Genomic DNA, 21,226 nt, shown 5'->3' on the forward strand with positions numbered 1-21,226 from the left:
CAAGAAAAACCGGGGCGTCACTGTGACAGCAAAAAAAGGAGGTGCCTAAAATAGAACTTAATTACTCTGTCTTCAATCTTATAACGGTACTGACTACAGTTGTAGGATGGGGGATTATTGTATATATTGCTTATGTAATTTATAGAAAACAAACTTATAAGCCGAAAATATGGAAAATTATAATTGTTATTATTGCTGGTTTATTTACTTTCTCATTTCATTGGATGCTTTTTGGCACACTTTTAAGAATACCGCTTCTTCCTCTTGGTGTCTGGGTACTGTACTTTATTCTTAAACAAAAAGAAGGACGCTGGGAGACATATCGAAAATTTGCATGGCTAGCGTTTATGGGGAATTTTATTTTTCTAGCATTAACCTTGTTAGCAATACCTCTTCAGCAGCTCGTTTATCCTGATGACAATCCATCTACGTATATCTCTAACATTGAGAATGCTTCTGTAATTAATATTCACCCGTCAGCTAAGGAGCAAATAGTAAACAAAGAAAGGCTATTAAATGAACTCAAAACAATGAAAGAAGCAGCCATTATGGGTGCTGAGTGGTATAAAGATTCAATTGCGTATGAAGATGATGACTTAGTCAATGAACGGTTTCCATATCAGCTAATTGAGGTTTCACCCTTGTGGGGAAGCGGTATCTCTGCTATTACTTACATTGAAGAGGACGGAAAGGGTCTTTTAATAAAAACGCCACAAAAGCAGTTATATGTCCGTTCAGAGTCATCTGTGCTTGAGGTGGTGGAGTAAATGGTGAAGAAGAAAAAATATATTATAGGACTAGGGTTACTAGTGATCCTTTTAGCAGCAATGACATATTGGTATTTCTTTACGGAACCTTCCACTTTGCCAGCAGACGAACAACTAGTAAAAGAGATTAATAGCTTTCACCTGCAGGCTGATGCGGAAGTCATCCAGGACACGATTTTTGTTGACGAGCGAAATGTGCTAGTCCCGTTTATTTCTAATAAGGAGAATTACGGCCTTTCTTTCTGGACTTGGCATAACAAAAAATGGATGATTAATTCTGTCAATACAAAAGGAAATCCGGTGCTTTGGAAAATTGACCCTAATGATCCATCAAGCTATCGTTTTGTATGGAATATTCATCCTGATGATCAACTAGGATTCATTGATTTCTTTTTAATTAGAGACAGAGGGTATCAGGGCATTGATGATAAGCAATTTTACGATCCAAAGGTTCAGATGGGAGAAACTGTATCACTTGGAGATGAATCTTATGGAATAGTAAAGATTCCACACGAATGGACAGCTTTTATGGATGCTTTTATTGAAGTTGAAATGGCAAAACAGCCTACGATAATGAGCAGCTTCTATTCTGAGATGTATATGTATTTTGGCTGGATCGCCTATGATGAAGATCGTGAAGAAGCTGATCCTGAACTTTCTTTTGGCGGAAGCGGATCTAGTGGCGGGATTGAATTAGAACATATTAGAATGCTGCAAAAGCGGGATATTGAGATTCCGATAGATTAACGGCTAAGAAAGTGTACTCGATCCTGGGTACACTTTTTATTTGAACAATTTTAAAATTTAGGAGGGGATTGAGGATTTTTAACGAATAAAAGTAATTAGCAGCTATAGAAGCAATAGCATACTAATCGTTCAAAAATATGGAAGGGAGGATGAATGAAACAGCTTTAAGGTTCTATAATTGCCCTCAACCAAACCCTGGTTAATATCCTTCAGAACTGACCCAGACAGTCACCCCGCAATATCGAAAACATTTCTATTTTATTGAAATCAATCATTGAAAGGAAGATTTATTTGCAGAGATCTTTTAAAAACGTCGTATCTATATCAGAAAAAACAAATGATCAGCTGTTAGAGGTCATTGAGGATTTTACCTGTTTTTCTCTAGATCAATATGGTGATATCCTTATTCCAAAAACAGAAGAGTATCTTGATCAATTTCCTATTAGTGAGAAAGAAAAGGAATATTATTTTCCATACTATTATTGGTGGGCCGTATTCTGTTCCCGCAGTTTGGCTGCTGAAAAGAAAACGGTTTATGAACTCTATTTGCAGGATAATAGCTGGAAATTTAAGAAGAAACATAATCTTGAAAGAGTACTATCATCATGGAAATTTGTTTTCCCGAGCTTCTTTTTTATAGAGGAAATGGCAACAGAAAGGATATTTTGCTTAGTTGACGTTTTTGATTACTTCAAATATAAACCCGTTGTATTAACCTCAAAACTGTATACACAGCCTTCAAGCAAGGACGCTTTTACGGGTCTAATACTTCCCCTGGCAGGAGGCGGCTATTTTACTGTCGTTGATTTCTTAATTATTCCTGAACATCTCAAAGCCCCGTTAATGTCAAAACTCATGAAGTTTTGCCAAAATCATAAAGTAATTCCCCCTGGAGTTGTCCTCTCTAAATATTATCCTGAAATGTTAAAAATTACGATTGACCATCTAATTAAAAATAAGGTTGAGATCCCACATGTGAGTCTTAATTAAGGGTTTATGTGATGTGAAGAAGTCCAATAAAATCCATGACTTAGCCTTCGCTTTGCGGAGGCTTTTAGGCGTCCTTATGAATTGTGAAACATTCCGTGAAACAAGAAAATTCGGGTGGTCACTGTGACCACCCGAACTTGAACCCAATCAATTCCCAACCAATATACTCTCAAGTTGTTCCATAGCAGTGATGACGTCTGCTTCTGTATATGTGCCCATTAGCTGAAGGGATTCTTCAGGTTTGGCTGCATGGGCAGCAACTAGTGCCATGGCTTGGCTCAGGTTTTCCGTGACATTTAAATCTTTGAAGTTAATAGGGAAGCTGAGTGCCTTATAAAAAGGAATCAGTTCTTCTACTTCTGCATGTCGATTTTCTAATACTAATTGCACCAAAATGCCATAAGCCACTTTCTGACCGTGAAGAATACTGTGTGTTTCATTCACAAAGCTTAGTCCATTGTGAATAGCATGGGCACCAGCCATTCTTCCGTAGCGGCCGGCATACCCGCCTACCGTCCCGGCTAAGGTGATGACTGATTCCACAACCTTTGTGAAGGCATGGGAAACCGTATTTGTTTCTAAACTTTTGATTGCCGTCAGACTTTCTTTTAATAAGATTTCCTTTATAAATGCAGCGTGCTGTAAGCCGGAATGAATCATAATGGAGAAGTTATCATCTTTCATAGTGTTTCGAATGATTGCCTCTGCCTCATACCATTTTGCCAATGTATCACCAATTCCGCCTTTAAAGTATTCGACAGGAGAATTAAGCAGCATGACCGGATCAATTAAAGTGTAATAGCTGGAGCGTTTGTGATAATCCACTCTAATAAAAGAGCCTGTGTCATCATAAATGACACTTAAAGGAGTGGTTGCTGCACAAGTGCCAATCACGCTTGGAATCGTGATCACTTCAATGTTTAATAAGTCAGCAACAGATTTAGCGGTGTCAAGAATAATTCCTCCACCAATGCCGATAATGACATCTGCTTGACGAGCACGATCTGCTAGAGAGTTAATAGCTGAATCTGAGCTATATCCACTATGCTGAAGAACTTTAACATGTGAAGGCAAGCTTGTATAATGAGTAAACGCTTCGAATGATTTGTGTCCTGTAACTACCACAGGAGATTGAAAGTTCTTTAAGAAGAAAGAAATATCTTTTAGAACACCTTCCTTGCAAACATACTGATTTGGACCGCTTCTTACGATATCCTCTGGTTTCATGCTTTTTTAACTCCTTTACCTGATAATTAAAAAAGACCTAAATTCAGCAATATAGATCAAAGTGCTAATTTAGGTCTTGCCTGCATGGACAGCCACAGGCCTAAAATATTTAGATTATATGTATTTTAACAATTTTCAGCCAATTGTCAAATAACATCAGTTTAACGTTAAATTTATAAATGATATTCATAGAAAATCTCCGAAATATGTTTAATTTATCGGTTAATTCACTGAAATTTTCTCAAAAAAAACAAAAAAAATTTGATGGAAAATTGATTAACGCTTTCAAAAAGGAAATAGGAGAAGTATTCCTGAAAAAATTTACTGTTAATAAAGGTTGTTATACCAACTTTGATTCATACTTTTGAAAAGAAAAATATGCGAAAAAAAAACTAAAAATTATGGGAGGTTTTTTTCTAGAATTTGGACGGGATTTGAAGGTTCAAATGACCATGAAAGTTGCTTCTCGCTTTTTTTACGGTGTGGAGGTGTGTTAAGATAAAGCAGTTGGCATAATACCTTATAGCCAAGTACATCCTTTTATGGCATAGGATACTTTTTGGAAGTTATTTAATATTGTACTCTTTTATTTCCTGCAAAATAGGCAATTCCACCTGGGGATCACCTCTAATAACCCCGTTTATTCAACATAAATAAACAATTCATAATAAAAAATATACAATCTTTGAACTTAAAGTGGAGATTTTGGGAAAAGTTATAAAAGGATGTTATTTGTATTTATAAGGAACAGTATTTTACAGAGAGAGGAATTTTCTATGAGTAAAATATCAAACGTTTTTTGGATTTCGGTTGCGATAGTCCTTGCAGCTGTCATATTTGGTATTGCTGCGCCAGAAACATTTGAAGAGGCGACAGGCAATATACAGGCATTTTTCTCAACTGCCTTTGGATGGTATTATTTGATTCTGGTAACCATCATTGTACTTTTTTGTATATTTCTTATTTTTAGTCCGGTTGGTACGATTAAATTAGGAAAGCCAGACGAAAAACCTGAGTACACAAAATCATCATGGTTTGCGATGCTTTTTAGTGCAGGAATGGGTATTGGTTTAGTTTTCTGGGGAGCAGCCGAACCGCTTTCCCACTTTATTGATCCTCCGCTTGCTGAGGGTGGAACACCTTCTGCAAACAAAGAGGCAATGAGATATACGTTTTTCCATTGGGGGATTCATGCTTGGGGAATCTATGCCATAGTGGCATTAGCACTTGCTTACTTCCAATTCCGTAAAGGCGAATCGGGACTTATTTCAGCTACGTTAAAGCCTGTCTTAGGTGCAAAACGCATGGAAGGACCACTCGGTACATTGATTGACGTCCTTGCGGTATTTGCTACAGTGATTGGAGTAGCGACTACTTTAGGATTTGGTGCGGCACAGATCAATGGCGGGTTATCTTATTTATTTGGAATTCCCAATAACTTCATGGTTCAATTTATAATTATTGCAATCGTTACAGTACTTTTCTTAATGTCTGCATGGTCTGGACTTAGTAAAGGAATTAAGATTTTAAGTAATGCTAATATGTTTTTAGCCGTTGCTTTACTGATTTTGATGTTTATTGCAGGACCAACCATTCTTATATTAAATCTGTTTACTGATTCATTAGGAGGTTATATTCAAAACATCGTGCAAATGAGTTTTCGAATTGCTCCTCTTAATGAGGATCACCGTTCTTGGATTAATGGCTGGACCATATTTTATTGGGCATGGTGGCTATCATGGTCACCGTTTGTCGGTATTTTTATTGCCCGTGTTTCAAGAGGAAGAACGATTCGCGAATTTTTAATAGGGGTTTTATTGCTTCCTAGTATTGTGAGCTTCTTCTGGTTCGCTGTATTCGGTACATCAGCAATTGATGTTCAAAATTCAGGGGCTATTGATTTAACACAATTTGCTACAGAGGAAGTTCTATTTGCGGTCTTCAACGAGTTCCCAATGTCAATGATTCTTTCCATTGTAGCACTCGTGCTGATTTGTACATTCTTTATTACGTCGGCCGATTCAGCAACCTTTGTACTTGGAATGCAAACAACAAATGGTTCTCTAACACCGCCAAATTCGATCAAATTAACTTGGGGGATTGCACAATCTACAATTGCGCTGACTCTTTTATACAGTGGCGGGCTGCAGGCTCTTCAAAATATTTTAATCGGGGCTGCCTTTCCATTCTCGATTATTGTCATATTAATGATGATTTCCCTGTACAGGTCGTTAACGAAAGAAAAGAAAGAGCTTGGTTTATATTTCAAACCAAAGCCGCGTAAGCCAGTTAATAAATAATTTTTTGAATGAATTTTATTATAATGCATATGCCACATGAAGAGAAACCCGGATTTTAGAGGAAATCCGGGTTTTTTATTTGATCTAAAATGTTAGAGGTTTGGATTCATACCCTGAGCTTCCTTAATAAAAATAATATGAAAATTAAAAAGCATATTCTTAGAAATTTTTATCCACAATTATATAATAGAACAAGAAAGGAGTTGTCGAACATGGCACAATCGTTAAAAGGAAAAGTGGCGTTTGTCACTGGAGCTGGGAGAGGAATCGGTAAGGCTGCAGCGATTGCATTAGCAAAAGAGGGTGTGAACCTTGGCCTGCTTGCAAGAACTGAGGAGGCACTCAAGGACGTTGCAAAAGAAGTGGAAGCATTAGGTGTAAAAGCAGCTTATGTTTCTGTGGACGTATCATCACAGGAAGACGTTAAGCAAGCAGTTGAAAAATTGACAGGCGAAGTTGGTTCAGCAGATATTCTTATTAATAATGCTGGTGTTGGTCAATTTGGGACATTGCTGGAGATGGATCCGCAAGATTGGAAAAACATCATTGATGTTAACTTAATGGGTGTCTACTATATGACACATGCAGTACTTCCTCAGCTTATTGAAAAAAATAGAGGGGATATCATCAATATTTCATCCACAAACGGATTAAATGGAGCGGCTACATCCAGTGCATATAGCGCATCTAAGTTTGGTGTGATCGGTTTAACGGAATCATTAGCACAAGAAGTCCGCAGAAACAATATCCGTGTTACAGCTTTAACACCTAGTACTGTTGCAACAGACATGGCTGTTAAAACCAATCTGATTGCTGAAAATAATGATGAGAAATACATGCAGCCAGAAGACATTGCTGAAGTAATTGTTTCCCAACTAAAATTACATCAGCGCATTTATGTTAAAACAGCTAGCATGCTGGCTACGAATCCATATTAATTTATTTATCATCTCGATTTGTTACATAAACCTTATGTCACTGAAAATGAGGCAAGACATAAGAATTTAACACTACAATAGAACCGAATAGTTAGTAAGTGAATCTTACTAATCATTCGGTTTTTTTTGTTTTTTATTTTAAAGTTTCTTTATAAAATAGGTTTCATATGAAAAGTAGAGGGTATAAATAAAAAGTTATTATATTATTTTTGATGGGATGAGTTAATTTAAATAGAAATTAAGACTCATAAACTTAGCAGGGTAAGTATACAATAATAAGTAAGTCTTCTTTTTTTATAGCAGCAGAGTCAAATAGTAAGGAATCATAAGAAAAAAGGAGGATATGTAAGCATTAGACGATCTATTTCACTCAGTTATATGACATAGGAGTTTTTAACCATTACTTAGCTGATATGCTATTTGTAAGGTTCCAAAGTATTATTCTATAATAGAAGTAGATCATTTTGAAAATTGCAGAAATTTGAGATGATTCACAGGGGAAGATGTTTTTTACATATTAGTATTCTATTAAGCACCTCAATCATACAAGGAAGAGTGCGAAAGCCTGTTGAACCGACAAAAGGCACTGGGAAATGATCCTGATATTCTTTTAATGGGTAACTCTTTAAGTTTACACGATCCATTACTTGAAAAAAGATAGGCAGGATGAGTTTCCAGAACGTAAGATTTCGGCATGTAATATTTCATCTTTTAGCTGCGTTCTTATATGCTGCTCGATACATCTTTTGTTATTAGATGCATATCGAATTTCATTTTATAGCCAAAACTGCTGTGTTGGTTCTATTTTGATGCGCTGTCTTTCTTTATGTGATAAAGGGTTATTACGGTTATGCTAATACTAGTAAATCAGATTCCTCTATTAATGAGTATGGCGTAAATCAGCTGCCAGATGCATCCTGATTTGCATTTCCATACTTAATTTGTAAAAAAATGAAGGGGGAACTGTAAATGATTAAGAAAGTTTTAGGTATGGCTTCAGCAGTAACATTAACATTAGGTTTAGCTGCGTGTGGAGGAGAGGAGGCTTCTTCAGGGTCAGTTGGAGAACAGCTTGATTATGAAATCATTGGAATTGATCCAGGTGCAGGAATCATGAACTTAACGATTAATGATGTATTGCCTGGATACGGATTAGATGATTGGGAAGTAGTGGAAGGTTCAGGTGCTGCGATGACAGCTGCTCTTAAAAAAGCCTATGATAGTGAGGATCCTATCATTATAACGGGATGGAGTCCACATTGGAAATTTAATTCCTTTGATCTGAAATACCTGGAGGATCCAGAAGGTTTATACGGTGAAGCAGAGGACGTTCATACTATTGCTCGGTTAGGCTTAAAAGAGGATCATCCAGATGCTCACTTGCTGCTCGATCAGTTTAATTGGGAACCTGAGCATATTGAAAACGTAATGAACTTAATCCAAGAGGGAGCGGCACCTGATGAAGCTGCTTCACAATGGGTAAGTGAGAATGAAGATATAGTAAGTGAATGGACTGAAGGCGTTAACGAGGCTAGCGGTGAAGAAATTACCCTCTTGTATGTAGCATGGGATGATGTAATCGCCAGTACAAATGTCGTTGCCAGTGCACTTGAGAGTGTAGGGTATGAAGTGGATTTAGTTCAGGTTGATGCAGGTCCAATGTGGGCAGGTGTAGCAGATGGAAGCGGAGATGCGATTGTGGGTGCATGGCTGCCAACAACACATGCTGATTACTATGCTGAATATGAAGGCAATTTTGAAGACCTAGGTTCAAATCTGCATGGAACAAAATTAGGGCTAGTCGTTCCTGCATACATGGACATTGATTCAATTGAGGATTTAAAAGAAGAGTAAAATTCATTAAGCAAAAACAGGAGTTTTACACAAATAACAGAACAAAAATAAAGTGAAGCATATGCGGGTGGCGGGCAGGTCTCTTACGGGACTTTTCTGCCACCTGTAAAAAAATGCCCTTTCATCTGTTAGAACTGGTGCATTTTATTTTCATAAATCATCGGAATCAGAACTGAGGTGAATGTATTGTTAATCGGTCACATTGAACAGATTGTCCGTCATCCAGTTAAATCATTACGCGGAGAAAGTGTTCAAACATCCAAAGTAATGAGTTATGGCCTGTATGGAGACCGCAGCCATGCTTATCTTGATGAAACGAAAAAAGGGAATTTTTTAACGATTACACAATTACCAGAAATGGTACAATATAGTGCGCGTTTTCAGGGTGAAGAGGAATCTGATCATTACCCAAGAGTAGTTGTAGAGACACCGGAAGGCGAAATCTTTGATTGGGACGATCAGCATTTACTTCATGAAATGGAGAAAAAATCAAAGCGTGCAGTATCCACGGTTGTGTATTCTCCTTCCCTTGTTCCCATCGGTCCAATTGAAGAAGAACATCTTCTGATTGTTACGGATGCTTCCCTGAAAAAGCTGGAAGATATATGGGGGAATGAGGTGGATTCTAGAAGATTCCGCCCCAACTTAATACTTAATTTAACCGACAAAGCTCCATTCGTAGAAGAGGAATGGTTTGGCAGACGAATTCAGATTGGAAATGAAGTTGAAATAGAATTAGTCAGGTACTGCAAAAGATGTATGATCATTACGGTTGATCCCGTAAGCGGTGAACGGGATCCGAGTATACATAAAACGGTGATTAAAGAAAGAAATAATCATTTTGGTGTCTATGCATCGGTTTTGAAAACAGGCAGTATCCAAGTTGGAGATGAAGTTCATCTTTCTTCTATATAAAAAAAGCTAATAGGGATGATGATTTTCCTTTTTAGATGATGCCCCGGACAACGAACTCGTTTCCGGGTTTTTTATTGTTAAAATATTATCCTTTCTTAGCGCATCGTTGATAAGCCTTTATTAATAAGATTGTTAATAATCTCTGCCATTTCTTGATAACTTTCCTTCATGCCAGTTTCCAGCCAGTTTTTAATGACAAACACGCTGCCTCCTACCACAAAGATGCTTATGTATTCAAACTGATGCCGATCAATTTTATTTTTTGCCATCCACTGATTAAAAATAAATTTTTTAATAATAAGCGTTCCTTGTTTTTGAAAATGGCGTTCGGTGCTCTGATTAAGGAGGACTTGGCAAATGACCTTATTTTTCGCTATGAACTCCAGAATTTTCTCAATGATTAAGAAAGCTTCTTCTTCTTTAGAGAAGTTGTATTGTTCTAATGCAGACATCATGTCCTGTATGAACTTTTCTTCGATAGAATGTAATAAGTCATATTGATTGGAATAGTGGGAGTAGAATGTAGACCGGTTAATATCGGCAAGCTCACATATTTCCTTGATGGTGATAGTGGATATTTGTTTTTCCTGCAATAACGCAACCAGACTATCCATTAATACCATGCGTGTATATTGCTTGCGTCTATCTAATTTCGTACTCAAAATAAACATTCCTTTCTTCTTTTATCCATGATTGATTAGTTAGCCAACACTTCAGTTATATGTGTTGGGCAACGTACATAATGAAGGTAACTGTTTGTTGAATAGCCAACACCGTGTTTATATAATGATAAAGTGTAATGACAAATGACTCAAGAGAGGTGAAACAAGATTCGTATTGCAGAACATATTATTAAACATAAAAAAGCCGTCTTGCTAATATTTGCTTTAGTTACGGTCCTTTCTACGGTGGCACAGTTCTTTGTGTCCGTCAATTATAATATGGTGGACTACTTGCCGGACGATGCGGGGTCAACCAAAGCAATGGAGATTATGGAGGAAGAGTTCACTGCGACTGTCCCCAATACAAGAGTAATGATTTCTGATGTAACTGTGCAGGAGGCGCTTAGCTTTAAAGATGAATTAGCAGCTATTGATGGAGTCTCAGAGGTAATATGGCTAGATGACGTTGTCGATTTAAAGACGCCATTAGAGATGGCTGATCGTGATACAGTTGAGTCTTATTATAAAGATCGAAATGCATTGTTTTCAATCGCTGTCACAACAGGTGAAGAAGTAGCCATTACAGATGAGATCTATGAATTGATCGGTGAGGAAGGTGCTATTGCGGGAGAAGCGATCAATACAGCTTCGTCTCAAAAAATGGCAGGAACAGAGTCCATGTATGCGGCGATCCTATTGGTTCCCCTTATTATTTTTATTCTTGTCGTTTCGACAACTTCGTGGATTGAACCATTGTTTTTCTTAACCGCTATAGGGGTATCAGTCTTGATTAATTTAGGGACGAATATTTTTATTGGAGAAGTTTCTTTTGTCACACAATCTGTAGCACCAATTCTGCAGCTGGCAGTTTCTCTAGATTATGCGGTCTTTTTACTGCATAGCTTTTCGGATTATCGAAAGAAAACGAATAGCCCTGAAGAAGCGATGCAGCTTGCCATGAAAAAATCATTCCCGGCCATTACAGCTAGTGCTGCGACTACCTTTTTCGGCTTTATTGCATTAACCTTTATGGAGTTTCAAATCGGTTCTGATCTCGGTTTGAACTTAGTTAAGGGAATTATATTGAGTTTCATTAGTGTTATGGTGTTCTTGCCGGCACTAACGCTTTATTTTTATAAGTGGATGGATAAAACACAGCATAAAAGCTTTGTGCCAAGCTTTGCTGGTACCGGAAAACTCATGATGAAGTTAAGATTTCCGAGCCTATTGCTTGTCCTGATTATTATTGTTCCTGCCTTTTTAGCCCAAAGTAATACTACTTTTACTTATGGTTTAGGTGAGCAGCCAGAAACAACACGTGCCGGCAGTGACTTTATTGTTATAAAAGAGGCGTTTGGTGAAGCGACACCAATTGTGCTTCTTGTGCCAAAAGGGGATACCGCTAAGGAAGCAGAGCTTGTTGAAGATCTGGAGCAACTTGATTATGTCACAAGTGTGATTGCCTATGTTAATAATGTAGGAGCTGTGATTCCGCCTGAATACTTGGGAGAAACCATCACAAGTGAATTTTATTCTGAGAATTACAGCCGCATTATTATTAATACAAATCAGGCAACTGAAGGAGATATTCCATTTTCAATTGTCAGTAATGTAGAAGAAATAGCGGATAACTATTATGGAGATGAAGCATTTAGCTTAGGTGAGAGTGTGACCTTGTATGATATAAAAAATACGGTTGCAACAGATAACATTGTTGTCAATATTTTAACGGTCGTTTCCATTGCTATTGTACTTCTCGTAACGTTTAAATCTATTTCTATACCGGTTGTTTTGCTTCTGACGATTCAATCGGCCGTATGGATCAATCTTTCTATACCATACTTTTCAAATTCGTCGTTAGTATTTGTAGGCTATTTGATTATTAGTACTGTTCAACTGGCTGCAACGGTTGATTATGCGATCCTATTAACAGAAGCCTATAATGAACATCGCAAAGAGATGCCTGCGATGAAGGCGATTAAGAAAACATTAGATGAAAAAACATTCTCGATATCAATATCAGCGGCTATTTTATCAAGTGTAGGATTAATCTTATGGGCAACCTCTTCAAATCCAATCGTATCGTCAATTGGATTATTATTAGGAAGAGGAGCATTACTGGCATTTATCATGGTTGTGCTGCTGCTGCCAGCGATGCTTGTTGTCTTTGATAAGGTGATTAAGAAGACAACAATGAAATCAAATTTTTATGAGGGAGAATGATGATGAGAAAAAAACAGATGTATCGAAGTATGCTTGCTCTTGTAATCATCTTTCCAGTATTTCTTAACAATGGATTTTCACATGACAATGCTTATGCAGAAACATCAAAAGGTCAGCTTACTTCGAAGGATGAGGTTATATATGCAACTTTGGAAGCAGGCGGAACATTAGAAGACATCTATGTCGTCAATACGATTGATGTTGCAAAAGCCGGTGAAATTCAGGATTTTGGAATGTATGATAGTGTCAAAAATTTAACAGATTTATCAGAGATACAGCAAGAAAATGAATCGATTTCAATTCAGGCTCCTGAGGGGAAATTTTATTATCAAGGCAATATGCAGGAGGATACCGATTTACCATGGAATATAAATGTCACTTATTCCTTAGATGGAAATGAAATCGATGCTGCAGATCTTGCCGGACAGTCAGGACAACTGGAAATTTCAATAGATGTTAGTGCAAATGACAATGTAGACACTGTTTTTTATGATAATTATTTGCTTCAGGTTTCTCTTCAGCTTTCAAACCTATATGAAAATATTGAAGCCTCAGGCGGAATGATTGCTAATGCTGGTGAGAATAAGCAAGTGACATTTACCGTAATGCCAGGGCAGGAAGATACGCTTAGCGTGCAGGGTGATGTTCATGATTTTGAATTTCAAGGAATTGATATCGCTGCTGCACCATCCACTCTGCCGATTGATACATCAGAAATTAATAATCTAACAGATGATATGGGTGCTTTAACAGATGCGATTTCTGAACTTAATAACGGAGTTGCTGATTTAAGGACTGGAGTGTCTCAATTAAATAACGGAGCATCTTCTATGAGAAGTGGCTCCAGTGAATATCTTAATGGCATAAATCAGCTAGACGGTTCTTCATATGAGATCATTAATGCATCTAAAGAGATTGGCGGAGCATTAAGTAAGATGAACAGTGCCTTATCGGGTTCATCATCGAATATGGACCTAAGCAGTCTAACTGAATTGCCAAAAGGTCTTTCAGAGCTTGCTGCTGGTTTGACCCAAGCTGCTAGCGGGTTAAATACTTTAAGCGATCAGTATGCAAAAAGCTATCAGGCATTAGATGCTGCAATTGCAGAAATTCCAGCAGGGCAGCTGACAGAGCAGGAGATTGCAGGTTTGTATGCCAGCGGTGCGGATGCAAAAGTGCTGGATAAGTTAATCGCGACATATAAAGCCGCGCAAAAAGTGAAAGCAACATATTCTGCTGTCAAAGCGGCATTTGCTGCAGTACAGCCTTCATTAGATGAGTTGAATGGAAACATGAAGACGATGAGCGGGACATTATCTTCAATCTCTGAGAATCTTACTGGTTCTCTACAAGGTATGGATATGAGCGGATTGGGAGAGCTGCAAAAAGGATTGGCGGCATTATCCGCTAATTACAGTGAATTTCATTCTGGTTTGGTAGGTTATACTGGCGGCGTTAACCAGCTTGCTTCTTCTTATAGCCAATTGCATACAGGTATAACAGGTATTGCAAATGGAACGAGTGAATTAAATGAAGGAACAGTTGCTCTTCAAGATGGAACAGCTCAACTATATGAAGAAACAAAAGATATGCCAGCAGAAATGCAAGCGCAAATCAATGAAATGATTGGTGAATTCGATAAATCCGATTTCACACCCGTATCTTTTACTTCATCGAAAAATGAGGACGTACACTCTGTTCAATTTGTCATTAAAACAAGCAGCATTGAGAAGAAGGAAGAAGAAACAAAAACGGCAGAGCCTGAAGAAGAAAAAGGCTTTTGGGACCTACTGCTGGATTTGTTTAGATAAGAACATGTGCGGAGAATTGACTGGAATTAAAAAGCTTTAAATCATAAACAGGCTGAAACATAAGGATTAGGTCTAGTGATATATCCGAATGATTAGAACATAAAAGTTTTCTAATCATTCGGGTTTTTTTGTTGCTTTTTAAAATACGATCTTTTCTTGAGTGAAATGGGAGCGAATGACACCCGACTCCAAAAGGCCATAGAGGAAGGTTTATATTCAGGAGAGCATCCAGCTTCCTCGCCTGTAGATTTAAAAGAAAGTTGTACTGTTTGAAAAAATGACGCACCGTTTTAAAGAAAGTTGTACCGTTCTTATGTAACAAACGGGCAGTTTAGTTGAATAAGAAATAATAAAAACAGTAAGACCTTTTAAAAGGTCTTACTGTTTTTATTAAGAGATTTCTTACATTTTTAACATTTTTATTCTTGCTGTCAAAATTATATGACCTTGTGCTGAACCAATTGAATTGATGGCTCAAAAGTGACGTCAATTATGTATCAATAATAATTCTGAGGGAAAAAGTAGCAAGATCTAACAGAAAAAATTTATTGGAAAAGATGATGAATAATATAGCTTTATGCTGATTAACAAGGTGTTATTGTATTAATCTACTATCAACAGGTGACGATAGCCTAATCAATGTCGAAGGCTGTCCTAACGACATGGAAGCATCAATAAAACTTTCCAGAGATTGAACAGAATTAGTTAAAACCTTAATTAAATAATTATATGATCCTGCCAGTCGATGACATTCAATAACACTAGAATGATTTTTGCAGAACTCTACAAACTGTTCACACTTTGTATTGTCATATAGTATAAAAGCCATTATAGGTTTATCTATTTTGTCTGGATTAATTAATGCTCTATAACCAACTATTATCCCTTTTTCTTCAAGCTTCTTAACTCTTTCATTAACTGCAGGAGTAGATAATCCTACTCTCTTTCCTAATTCAGTGAATGATATTCGGGCATTTTCCTGTAAGTGTATTAATATGTCTTGATCAATTTCATCCATATTTTTGCCTCCTCATTAAAATTTTTAGTTAAACTGCTATTTTTCAGTATAAAAGAAAGATAATTGATAAAATTACAATAAAATTAATATGTAAAATAAGCAACAGATTTATTAGAATTTAACTAGAAAGTTTCCATAATTATAAAAAAGTGGAGGTTCAAATATGACTTTAGAAATGAGGAGCAGTTGCGAGAAATGCAACAGTAGACTTAATAATAATTCTTTAGCATATATATGCACATATGAATGTACATTTTGCAATGAATGTACGGAGAACATGAATTATGTATGCCCTAACTGTAATGGGGAACTTGTGAAAAGACCGAGAAGTGAAAATTCATTAAGTTGTCCTATTAATACGTAATAGTGAGGGACATATTTTGATGGTTTTCAAAAAATGTTCAAGCCGGAATAGCAGATCTTCTAAATTGAAAGGGGAAAATCGTTTGAATCAAATTTTATTAATTATTGATGCGCAACTAGAATTAATGGAGGGCAATCAAGAAGCAGGTCCTATTTTTAACAAAGAATTACTTATCAGGAATATTAATACAGTAATAGAAAAGGCTTTAGCCGCAAATACCTCGGTTGTATTCATAAGGGATCTGGATGTTGCAGAAGGAAATGGTGAAGGGTTTCAAGTTCATCATGAAATTAAGATACCCAGTGACTCTGCATTTTTTGATAAATCGGCAACTAATTCTTTTTATGGGACAGGTCTTCTAGATTATTTAAAATCAAAAAAAATCGAACATATAGTAATAATGGGTTGTGAAACTCAGCACTGTATAGATAGTGCTGTCAGGACAGCAACTATAAGTGGTTTTGATGTAACCTTAGTTGCTGATGGGCATTCAACTTTAGGCAATAATGAATTAACTGAAGAACAAATCATAAGGCATCATAATACAACTCTTCACGGACATTACAACGTGGAACACTTTTCAGTTGTCAGAAATACTGAGGAGGACTTATTCTGTCCAATTCATGATTCATTTAGGTGAAACTCAATCATAATATCCATTATATGGATTTTTAGTTACTTATTTAATAATCTAATCAACTAGAGTTCAAGGGTTTACCCTGTCTTATGTTCAAGATTAGCTGTCAATTCAGGCAGCTTTTTTTTGTAATAAACGGGCAGGTTAATTTAATAAAGGTCATAAGATTTTTTGTCAGTTTCTTGAGGTAAAATAGAGTCACCATAGTATTTGGTGGCTTATTATACATCTTAAAAAGTAAAGTATACTTGACAAATAGTAAACCTAAATTTACAATAAGTTAAACATAGTTAACTAAGGAGGAGGAAAAGTGAGTGGAACAAAGGTTTTATCAAATCGAATACGGGTTTTAAGGGCTGAAAAAAAAATGACACAAAAGGAATTAGCCGAGAAGGTTGGTGTTAGTAGGCAAACTATTATTTCCACAGAAAAGGGAAATTACACACCATCTTTAATATTAGCCTTTGACATTGCAGATGTATTTAACGTAAGAGTTGATGTAGTTTTCCAATATGAAAAAACGAAGGAGAATTTATAATGTCTGTCTTAATGAACGTAGGTATTGTAATATATTTCTTGATTTTTATGGTTTCTATGTTTTATAGTCTGAATTTTCATTTTCGAAAGGAAAGTAGAGATGAGCGAGGTAAAGGGATATTAGATACATCATATGCTTTTTCTTATCCAATAATAATTTTGGGTTGGTTGATTATTACTTTAACAGATATATATGTATTTCCCTTTTCATTAGAGGGCTATAAAATAGCTATGATGTTTCTATTGACTGGTACTAATATTATTCATTCAATTATCTTATTGAGTTTAAGAAAGCTAGCTTGATTATTCAACAACTAAACGGGCACACAATCAGTAACTTGCCAATTAAGCATAACAGCAAAATATTAAGTATGTGTTTTACTAATACGCTATTAAAATAAAACAAAAGGAATGAGGAATAATATATATGGCTATGAGTATAATTGCAATAGCATCTACCTTATTATGGATTGGAGCAATTTATGAAATAATAAAACCTTCAAAGAAGCAGAGTATACGAAAAATCATTACTTTAACTTCTTTCGGTAGCTTATCAACATTAATTATTACTATCGCGCTTGTTCAGAGTCTTCCAACTTTCAGTTAAATTTTGTTAATATCTCAGATATCTGCAAATAAGGTGTTTATATTATTTGGTCAGTATTACTATAATGAGTAAAAATCAGACAGTATTTTTGAAGTAGTAAGATAAAGATTAACTATAGTGCTTATATTCAGTACCAGCTGCCCAAAACCGGCGGCTTTTTTTATTCCATAAACGGGGCAGCATTCCTGTAATAAGTGAAAATGAGATTTGATAGAAAAAAGACCTCTTGATAAGATAAATGTGTCCTAAGCCGGCTAGCTAAAAGGGACAAAATATCTACTCGGAGGTCTCCAAATGAATTATAACCAAAATCATAAAATAGCTCAAATTACACCAAAAACCTTAATCATTGGTATTGATATTGCCAAACATCATCATGTAGCTAGAGCACAGGATTATCGTGGAATAGAGCTAGGTTCTACTTGCTTTTTTGATAATACTCAAGAAGGAATTAGGACCTTTATTAATTGAATTAATCAAATAAAAGATTCATACGAAATGGAGTCTGTCATTACTGGAATGGAGCCAACAGGCCATTATTGGCTTAATTTAGCTCATATTTTAAAGGATGAACAGATTAAGTTCGTCACGGTCAACCCCTTACACGTCAAGCACAGTAAGGAACTAGACGATAATTCTCCAACTAAAAATGATGTTAAAGACGCAAAAGTCATTGCACAATTAGTCAAAGATGGTAGATACTCCGAACCAACGATACCACAAGGAGTTTTCGCAGAACTGCGTGTGGCTAAGAAATTACGTGATCTATTAAATGTAGACTTACAAATAGTGCAAGGACAGGTACACAACTGGATTGATCGATATTTTCCAGAGTTCTTTACTGTCTTTAAAAGTTGGGAAGGGAAGGCAGCTCTTCATTTATTAAAGCTTGAAGCATTACCGGAAGAACTGGTGAGATATACAGAAGAAGAATTACTAGAATACCTTAGGCAAGCAGTGAAACGCAGTATAGGGATTAAGAAGATTCGTGCCTTAAAAGAAGCAGCCAATCGCTCAATTGGCATCCGTCAGGGTGCCATGATGGCTAAAATGGAGTTAAGAACGTTAATCCAAAAGTATGAACTCATTCAAAAAAAGTTCGAAGAGCTTGACCAAACTCTGGATACACTACTTCAAGATATTCCAGGCGTTGATCAAATGTTAGAAATAACAGGAATTGGCCGCGATACAGTGGCGGGTTTCTTCGCTGAAGTAGGCGATTTGAGTGAATACAATCATCCTCGCCAGATAACTAAACTGGCTGGACTTAGCTTAAAGGAAAATACATCAGGTAAGCATAAAGGGAGAACCAGGATAACCAAACGTGGTCGAAAGAAATTACGAGCATTATTGTTCCGGGCATCTATGATTCTAGTAGCCAAGAACAAAGCCTTTAAAGTCCTCCATCATTACTACACAACGAGACCTGACAATCCGTTGAAAAAGATGCAGTCTTTAATTGCTTTGTGTAATAAGCTCATCCGTATACTCTTCTCTATTGGTAAGAAACAGTTTGTGTTTCAAGAGGAGAAGATGTTGAAGGATATCCCCCATATGCATGCATTTATCCAAGAACCAATAGCAGCTTAATCACTATTAAACTAACTCTTAACCAATAGATTTGAAAAGATGAACAGACAAAATCAGCATGGGATTAGTTGGCAACGCAACTAACGTAAGGACTTAGATCCTGTGGGGCAGCATGACCGACATCCACCTTATGGAAAGGTTGAACGAAGGAATGTAGGAGCGTAGACTCTGTGAGACTTGGGAGGGTAGACCCCCATAAGAAATGTGTACATCCATTGGTGCGTACATACCTATTTATCCAACTTTTGGGAATCAACCGAAGGTTGGCTAGTTTCCTGCGCTCATTTTCTTCGTAAACAGCTTGATTGTGTACTTTTCACTCTAATCAAATCTGTAAAGTAAAACAAGTTAGATAGCAATACGGTGAAAAACTGCGTAATTAAGAGATAAGTGTTTGTTTATTGAGGGAGTTTTGTTTAATAACAATGGAACGTTTGCAGTTTATTTCGTAAATTTTAAAAGAATATAAAGGTTACTAATAAACCATATGTTTAATTTTGTACTTATATCAAGTGTTATTTCCAGAGAAGTATCGATAAGGAGGAAACCAAATGTTTAATAAAAAGTTTGATTCTAAAGATAGTGTTCAGGCAGAAATTCTAATGGCAGGTCAATCTCTCTCATTTAAACTAGACAAAAGTGAAACAATTAATTTAATGAAGAACTTAGAAGAAGTAGCATATGATTTTAAAAAATTGGATTCTATAAAGTTATATCATTCTGATGGTAGAATAAAATCAATCATTAACCCGTTACAAATATCCCGAATTTGGTTTTCCTGATAAATTGGATCCAATGATAGCAGTAACTAAACGAATGTAGTGTATGGTAATTATGGCTTAGATGGTATAGCTTAAATATCCATAGATAGGAAAGGGGAATTCAAACTGTTGGGAGTTCATTTTATAACATAGTTACCTAAGTTTGTTAAATTGGTTAATAACTAAGAATAACAGATGTAATATTGAAGTGTAAGAGCTGCTATTAAGGTTGCTTCTTTAATTTCACTATGTTTATTGAGGGAGTTTAGTTGAATATGAAATCACAAAAGTAATGAGCATTTTACTTTAAAATAAGATTAAATGGGGGTTTATATGCGGAAAATCTATCTAGATAGAACAGCATTCTCTGAAGCCATAGGTGTTAATGTAGAAGATACTGAGATTATATCAGCAGGAACAACCATTTATTCGATGGGTGTTCATGGTAGAAATGAGGAGTATCAAAGATACGCTAACGATTATGATATTCAATTTATCTTTGACGATGATATTCCGCATTTAGAGCTTTTTACGGTTCCACATGTAGATATTATGGCAAAAGATAGTAAAGGAGGATTTATCGGAACTGTTTATCAAAAGTGTGATTCGGAAAGCCAAGCACCAATTTGTTATATCAATTGGGATTTAGAGTGCTTTATAATTTCTGAAAACGCAGAAGATTTTCTAAGTAATATTGGAACATGGGAAGACAACATGAAACCCTATGATAAAATTACCGTTTATCGTTCAAAAGCAGAAGCAGAAGTTGAACTAGAATTTATCGATTTGTCTGATATTCTTCCACTATTATAAATTCTTCTTGAACTAACGGTGCTTATGTAACAATAGAGGCAGGTTAATATAACTAATCTTCAATTACACAATAATGAATCTTGGATTTACTTTATTATCGACCGAAAAAATCAAAAAATATTACACCTTGGCTCCACTTGGTTACACCCAATTGCACGTACAGAAAAGCACATATCAGAAAATTTGTTAAGTGGTTATGAACATAATGAACATCTAAAATTACTAGCTTTTTCCTTGCCTGAAAATATGGATAGAAGTTTTTTAAAAAGAGTGTTATTAAATCGAATAGATAAGAGTCTCTTAAATTCTGATAATAATTTTGGTTATGACCATGATATCTTAACAGAGGAGATGGAAGATTTTATTAATAGTATTATGAATGTTTTATTTGAAAAGATTGGACTTTTAAGTTAGTGAACCTATTGAACAAACGGAGCAGCATTCCTGTAATAAGTGAAACCTTGC

The 21,226-nt window shown here is 36.1% G+C and carries 18 protein-coding genes and 1 pseudogene; 16 read left to right on the forward strand and 3 right to left on the reverse strand.

Annotated features, from left to right (window positions below):
• The first annotated feature begins 41 nt into the window (after window positions 1–41).
• The 3 genes from J1899_RS03005 (at window position 42) to J1899_RS03015 (ending at window position 2,504) form a co-directional block, all read left to right on the forward strand.
• Window positions 42–767: a hypothetical protein gene (locus tag J1899_RS03005; RefSeq protein ID WP_214477466.1), complete on the forward strand. Its 726-nt coding sequence runs from the start codon at window positions 42–44 to the stop codon at window positions 765–767.
• Window positions 768–1,514 carry a hypothetical protein gene (locus J1899_RS03010; protein ID WP_214477468.1) on the forward strand — a complete coding sequence of 249 codons (747 nt, stop codon included), beginning with the start codon at window positions 768–770 and terminating at the stop codon, window positions 1,512–1,514.
• A gap of 291 nt (window positions 1,515–1,805) precedes the next feature.
• A complete protein-coding gene (locus J1899_RS03015) occupies window positions 1,806–2,504 on the forward strand; it encodes a hypothetical protein (RefSeq protein WP_214477470.1) in 699 nt (232 codons plus the stop codon).
• 147 nt (window positions 2,505–2,651) lie between these two features.
• Here J1899_RS03015 and J1899_RS03020 read toward each other — a convergent pair whose 3' ends face one another.
• Window positions 2,652–3,731 (reverse strand): iron-containing alcohol dehydrogenase family protein, encoded by a 1,080-nt coding sequence (locus tag J1899_RS03020; RefSeq protein WP_214477472.1) that lies wholly within the window; start codon window positions 3,729–3,731, stop codon window positions 2,652–2,654.
• A 776-nt stretch (window positions 3,732–4,507) separates the two neighbouring features.
• Between J1899_RS03020 and J1899_RS03025 the strand changes: the two genes are divergently transcribed.
• From J1899_RS03025 to J1899_RS03040, 4 genes are all read left to right on the forward strand, one after another.
• Window positions 4,508–6,031: a glycine betaine uptake BCCT transporter gene (locus J1899_RS03025; RefSeq protein ID WP_214477474.1), complete on the forward strand. Its 1,524-nt coding sequence runs from the start codon at window positions 4,508–4,510 to the stop codon at window positions 6,029–6,031.
• A gap of 212 nt (window positions 6,032–6,243) precedes the next feature.
• Window positions 6,244–6,969, forward strand: coding sequence for a 3-ketoacyl-ACP reductase (locus J1899_RS03030; RefSeq protein WP_066450129.1), 726 nt, complete (start codon window positions 6,244–6,246; stop codon window positions 6,967–6,969).
• A gap of 969 nt (window positions 6,970–7,938) precedes the next feature.
• Window positions 7,939–8,823, forward strand: a complete 885-nt coding sequence (locus tag J1899_RS03035; protein ID WP_214477476.1) for a glycine betaine ABC transporter substrate-binding protein — start codon at window positions 7,939–7,941, stop codon at window positions 8,821–8,823.
• 186 nt (window positions 8,824–9,009) lie between these two features.
• The gene (locus J1899_RS03040) at window positions 9,010–9,738 is read left to right on the forward strand and encodes an MOSC domain-containing protein (RefSeq protein ID WP_151574580.1); all 729 of its coding nucleotides are present in this window, start codon (window positions 9,010–9,012) and stop codon (window positions 9,736–9,738) included.
• A gap of 95 nt (window positions 9,739–9,833) precedes the next feature.
• Here the strand turns inward: J1899_RS03040 and J1899_RS03045 are convergent, their stop codons facing one another.
• On the reverse strand, window positions 9,834–10,400 hold the full coding sequence (locus J1899_RS03045; RefSeq protein WP_214477478.1) for a TetR/AcrR family transcriptional regulator: 567 nt from the start codon (window positions 10,398–10,400) through the stop codon (window positions 9,834–9,836).
• A gap of 279 nt (window positions 10,401–10,679) precedes the next feature.
• Between J1899_RS03045 and J1899_RS03050 the strand changes: the two genes are divergently transcribed.
• Entirely contained in the window at window positions 10,680–12,623 is a 1,944-nt protein-coding gene (locus tag J1899_RS03050; RefSeq protein ID WP_246586662.1) for an efflux RND transporter permease subunit, read from the forward strand.
• 2 nt (window positions 12,624–12,625) lie between these two features.
• The gene (locus J1899_RS03055) at window positions 12,626–14,434 is read left to right on the forward strand and encodes a YhgE/Pip domain-containing protein (RefSeq protein ID WP_246586565.1); all 1,809 of its coding nucleotides are present in this window, start codon (window positions 12,626–12,628) and stop codon (window positions 14,432–14,434) included.
• A 595-nt stretch (window positions 14,435–15,029) separates the two neighbouring features.
• On the opposite strand, the gene J1899_RS03060 is transcribed toward J1899_RS03055, so the two are convergent.
• The gene (locus J1899_RS03060; protein WP_214477482.1) at window positions 15,030–15,452 is read right to left on the reverse strand and encodes an Lrp/AsnC family transcriptional regulator; all 423 of its coding nucleotides are present in this window, start codon (window positions 15,450–15,452) and stop codon (window positions 15,030–15,032) included.
• A gap of 163 nt (window positions 15,453–15,615) precedes the next feature.
• Between J1899_RS03060 and J1899_RS03065 the strand changes: the two genes are divergently transcribed.
• The 7 genes and pseudogenes from J1899_RS03065 (at window position 15,616) to J1899_RS03095 (ending at window position 20,761) form a co-directional block, all read left to right on the forward strand.
• Window positions 15,616–15,816 carry a DUF1272 domain-containing protein gene (locus J1899_RS03065; protein WP_214477484.1) on the forward strand — a complete coding sequence of 67 codons (201 nt, stop codon included), beginning with the start codon at window positions 15,616–15,618 and terminating at the stop codon, window positions 15,814–15,816.
• An 82-nt stretch (window positions 15,817–15,898) separates the two neighbouring features.
• Complete coding sequence (locus J1899_RS03070) at window positions 15,899–16,456, forward strand: cysteine hydrolase family protein (RefSeq protein ID WP_214477486.1); 558 nt, start codon at window positions 15,899–15,901, stop codon at window positions 16,454–16,456.
• Between the two features lie 307 nt (window positions 16,457–16,763).
• The gene (locus tag J1899_RS03075) at window positions 16,764–16,991 is read left to right on the forward strand and encodes a helix-turn-helix transcriptional regulator (protein WP_214477488.1); all 228 of its coding nucleotides are present in this window, start codon (window positions 16,764–16,766) and stop codon (window positions 16,989–16,991) included.
• On the forward strand, window positions 16,991–17,293 hold the full coding sequence (locus J1899_RS03080; RefSeq protein WP_214477490.1) for a hypothetical protein: 303 nt from the start codon (window positions 16,991–16,993) through the stop codon (window positions 17,291–17,293). The genes J1899_RS03075 and J1899_RS03080 overlap by 1 nt, the downstream gene beginning before the upstream one ends.
• Before the next feature lie 598 nt (window positions 17,294–17,891).
• A pseudogene (locus J1899_RS03085) lies at window positions 17,892–19,187 on the forward strand (IS110 family RNA-guided transposase).
• A gap of 551 nt (window positions 19,188–19,738) precedes the next feature.
• A complete protein-coding gene (locus J1899_RS03090; RefSeq protein ID WP_214477492.1) occupies window positions 19,739–19,969 on the forward strand; it encodes a hypothetical protein in 231 nt (76 codons plus the stop codon).
• Window positions 19,970–20,281: 312 nt separating this feature from the next.
• Window positions 20,282–20,761: a hypothetical protein gene (locus J1899_RS03095; RefSeq protein ID WP_214477494.1), complete on the forward strand. Its 480-nt coding sequence runs from the start codon at window positions 20,282–20,284 to the stop codon at window positions 20,759–20,761.
• The last annotated feature ends 465 nt before the right edge of the window (window positions 20,762–21,226 follow it).

It is taken from the genome of Cytobacillus gottheilii, from assembly GCF_018582665.1.
In the GTDB taxonomy this organism is placed as follows: Bacteria; Bacillota; Bacilli; order Bacillales; family Cytobacillaceae; genus Cytobacillus; species Cytobacillus gottheilii.

Coding starts and splice junctions, on each gene's coding strand:
- J1899_RS03010 (WP_214477468.1), top strand. CDS start 768: ATGGTGAAGAAGAAAAAATATATTATAGGACTAGGGTTACTAGTGATC.
- J1899_RS03020 (WP_214477472.1), bottom strand. CDS start 3,731: ATGAAACCAGAGGATATCGTAAGAAGCGGTCCAAATCAGTATGTTTGC.
- J1899_RS03025 (WP_214477474.1), top strand. CDS start 4,508: ATGAGTAAAATATCAAACGTTTTTTGGATTTCGGTTGCGATAGTCCTT.
- J1899_RS03030 (WP_066450129.1), top strand. CDS start 6,244: ATGGCACAATCGTTAAAAGGAAAAGTGGCGTTTGTCACTGGAGCTGGG.
- J1899_RS03035 (WP_214477476.1), top strand. CDS start 7,939: ATGATTAAGAAAGTTTTAGGTATGGCTTCAGCAGTAACATTAACATTA.
- J1899_RS03050 (WP_246586662.1), top strand. CDS start 10,680: ATGGTGGACTACTTGCCGGACGATGCGGGGTCAACCAAAGCAATGGAG.
- J1899_RS03055 (WP_246586565.1), top strand. CDS start 12,626: ATGAGAAAAAAACAGATGTATCGAAGTATGCTTGCTCTTGTAATCATC.
- J1899_RS03060 (WP_214477482.1), bottom strand. CDS start 15,452: ATGGATGAAATTGATCAAGACATATTAATACACTTACAGGAAAATGCC.
- J1899_RS03065 (WP_214477484.1), top strand. CDS start 15,616: ATGACTTTAGAAATGAGGAGCAGTTGCGAGAAATGCAACAGTAGACTT.
- J1899_RS03080 (WP_214477490.1), top strand. CDS start 16,991: ATGTCTGTCTTAATGAACGTAGGTATTGTAATATATTTCTTGATTTTT.
- J1899_RS03090 (WP_214477492.1), top strand. CDS start 19,739: ATGTTTAATAAAAAGTTTGATTCTAAAGATAGTGTTCAGGCAGAAATT.
- J1899_RS03095 (WP_214477494.1), top strand. CDS start 20,282: ATGCGGAAAATCTATCTAGATAGAACAGCATTCTCTGAAGCCATAGGT.